Origin of the sequence: Thiomonas delicata, assembly GCF_900088825.1 — a bacterium.
Taxonomy (GTDB): Bacteria; Pseudomonadota; Gammaproteobacteria; order Burkholderiales; family Burkholderiaceae_C; genus Thiomonas_A; species Thiomonas_A delicata.
Genome location: NZ_LT592173.1, coordinates 1 through 3,025, shown reverse-complemented (window position 1 = coordinate 3,025; position 3,025 = coordinate 1). Strand labels below are relative to the sequence as shown.

Annotated in this window: 3 protein-coding genes; all 3 read left to right on the top strand. The window is 66.5% G+C overall.

Annotation, left to right across the window (positions count from 1 at the left end; genetic code table 11):
- The first annotated feature begins 16 nt into the window (after window positions 1–16).
- Complete coding sequence (locus tag THIARS_RS17850) at window positions 17–1,138, top strand: Re/Si-specific NAD(P)(+) transhydrogenase subunit alpha (protein WP_094158983.1); 1,122 nt, start codon at window positions 17–19, stop codon at window positions 1,136–1,138.
- A 99-nt stretch (window positions 1,139–1,237) separates the two neighbouring features.
- Complete coding sequence (locus tag THIARS_RS17845; RefSeq protein ID WP_094158982.1) at window positions 1,238–1,552, top strand: NAD(P) transhydrogenase subunit alpha part 2; 315 nt, start codon at window positions 1,238–1,240, stop codon at window positions 1,550–1,552.
- Window positions 1,553–1,589: 37 nt separating this feature from the next.
- The coding region (locus THIARS_RS17840) for an NAD(P)(+) transhydrogenase (Re/Si-specific) subunit beta (RefSeq protein ID WP_094158981.1) at window positions 1,590–3,025 on the top strand (1,436 nt) is incomplete at its 3' end.

Genomic DNA, 3,025 nt, shown 5'->3' with positions numbered 1-3,025 from the left:
TTGAGGAGAAGGATTCATGCGCATCGGCGTTCCGGCTGAGAGTGTGGCGGGGGAGGCCAGGGTGGCCGCCACTCCCGAGACCGTCAAGAAGCTCGTGGCCCAGGGGCATGTGGTGGTGGTGCAGGCCGGGGCGGGCGTGGCCGCTGGCGCGGTGGACGCCGACTACGAGGCCGTAGGGGCCCAAATGGTCACGGCGGCCGAGGCATTGGGGGCCGAACTCGTGCTCAAGGTGCGTCGCCCGCAAGACGCCGAGCTGGCGCAGATGCAGCGCGGCGCCACCGTGGTGGGCATGCTCGAACCCTTCAACGCCGAAGGCCTGCAAGCCCTGGCCCAGGCCGGCCTGACGGCCTTCGCGCTCGAAGCCGCCCCTCGCACCACGCGGGCACAGAGCCTGGACGTGTTGTCCAGCCAGGCCAATATCGCCGGCTACAAAGCCGTGCTGCTGGCTGCCAACCTCTACCCCCGCTTCATGCCCATGCTCATGACCGCCGCCGGCACCGTCAAAGCCGCCCGACTGGTGATTCTGGGCGCCGGCGTGGCCGGGCTGCAGGCCATCGCCACCGCCAAGCGCCTGGGCGCGGTGGTGGAAGCTTCCGACGTGCGCCCCGCCGCCAAGGAGCAGGTCGAGTCCCTCGGCGCGAAGTTCATCGACGTGCCCTTCGAGACCGACGAAGAACGCGAGATCGCCCAAGGCGTGGGCGGCTACGCCCGGCCCATGCCCAAGGCCTGGCTGGATCGCCAGGCCGCCCTGGTGGCCGAGCGCGTCAAGCAGGCCAACATCGTCATCACCACGGCGCTCATCCCCGGGCGGCGTGCCCCCGTGCTGGTGAGCGAGGCCATGGTCCAGGGCATGCGCCCCGGATCGGTCATCGTCGACATGGCTGCTGCGCAAGGCGGCAATTGCCCGCTGACCGAAGCCGACAAGACCGTGGTCAGGCATGGCGTCACCATCGTCGGCGAGACCAACCTGCCCGCCATGGTTGCAGCCGACGCCTCCTCGCTGTACGCACGCAATGTGCTGGACTTCCTCAAGCTCGTGCTCGACAAGGACAAGGGCCTGATCGTCAACATGGACGACGACATCGTCGCCGCCTGCCTGATGACCCGGGACGGCGAGGTCAAGCGCAAGGCGGCCTGATCCCATGGCCGCACCTGCCCCGTTTGGCGCGGCGCAAGGCCGGCGCATTGCCGCCGCGCGCCGCGCCGCTCCCAGCATTGCCTTCACGAAGGACTGAACATGCACGAAATTTCTCCTTTCATCATCAACCTCACCATCTTCGTGCTGGCCATCTATGTCGGCTATCACGTCGTGTGGACCGTCACCCCCGCGCTGCACACCCCGCTGATGTCGGTGACCAACGCCATCTCCGCCATCATCATCGTCGGCGCCATGCTCGCCGCCGCGCTCACCGTCACGCCGCTGGGCAAGGTCATGGGCATGCTGGCCGTGGCCATGGCCGGGGTGAACATCTTCGGCGGCTTCCTCGTCACCCGCCGCATGCTGGAGATGTTCAAGAAAAAAGAACGTCCCGTCGCCAAGAAGGCCGAATGACCATGAACCACGCCAAGATCGCACGCAAGGATTTGCCATGACCCTCAGCATGAACCTGGTCACCCTGCTTTACCTCGTCGCCTCGGTGTTCTTCATCCAGGCCCTCAAGGGTCTGTCGCACCCGGCCACGAGCCGGCGCGGCAACGTCTTCGGCATGACCGGCATGGCCATCGCCGCGCTCACCACCGTCGCCCTCATCGTCAAGATCGGCGGTGACGCCGGCGCCGCCGGCCTGGGCTATGTGCTCGCCGCGCTGGTCGTGGGAGGCGCCATCGGCGCCACCATGGCCAAGCGCGTGGAGATGACCAAGATGCCCGAACTGGTGGCCTTCATGCACAGCATGATCGGCCTGTCGGCGGTGTGCATCGCCGTTGCCGAAGTGGCCGAGCCCCATGCCTTCGGCATCGTCGCCGCGATGGGCGATCCGCTGCCCTACGGCAACCGCGTCGAGCTGTTCATCGGCGCCATCGTCGGCGCCATCACCTTCAGCGGCTCGGTCATCGCCTTCGGCAAGCTCTCCGGCAAGTACAAGTTCCGCCTGTTCCAGGGCGCGCCGGTGCGCTTTGCCGCGCAGCACTGGATCAATCTGGCCATCGCGCTGACCACCGTCGGCTTCGGCCTGGCGTTCTGGGCCACGGCGAACTGGACGCCCTTCCTGGTCATGCTGGCGCTGGCCTTCGTGCTGGGCGTGCTCATCATCATCCCCATCGGCGGCGCCGACATGCCGGTGGTGGTGTCCATGCTCAACAGCTACTCGGGCTGGGCCGCCGCCGGCATCGGCTTCTCGCTGGAAAACAGCATGCTCATCATCGCCGGCTCGCTGGTGGGATCCTCCGGGGCGATCCTGAGCTACATCATGTGCAAGGCGATGAACCGCTCGTTCTTCAACGTCATCCTCGGCGGCTTCGGCGGCGAGGCCGCCGTGGCCGCCACGGGCGGGGCGCAGCGCACGGTCAAGTCCGGCAGCCCGGACGACGTGGCCTTCCTGCTGGGCAACGCCGAAACGGTGATCATCGTGCCGGGCTACGGCCTGGCCGTGGCCCGCGCGCAGCATGCGCTGAAGGAGTTGGCGCAAAAACTCGGCGAGCGCGGCGTGAACGTGAAGTACGCCATCCACCCGGTGGCCGGCCGCATGCCCGGGCATATGAACGTGCTGCTGGCCGAGGCCGAGGTGCCCTACGACCAGGTGTTCGAGATGGACGACATCAACCCCGAGTTCGCGCAGGCCGACGTGGCCGTGGTGCTGGGCGCCAACGACGTGGTCAACCCGGCGGCGAAGAACGATCCCAAGTCGCCGATTGCCGGCATGCCCATTCTCGAGGCCTACAAGGCCAAGACCGTGATCGTGAACAAGCGATCCATGGCCACGGGCTATGCGGGTTTGGATAATGACTTGTTTTATCTCGACAAAACCATGATGGTCTTCGGCGACGCCAAGAAGATCATCGAAGACATTACCAAAGCCATCGAATA

Coding starts and splice junctions, on each gene's coding strand:
- THIARS_RS17845 (WP_094158982.1), top strand. CDS start 1,238: ATGCACGAAATTTCTCCTTTCATCATCAACCTCACCATCTTCGTGCTG.
- THIARS_RS17850 (WP_094158983.1), top strand. CDS start 17: ATGCGCATCGGCGTTCCGGCTGAGAGTGTGGCGGGGGAGGCCAGGGTG.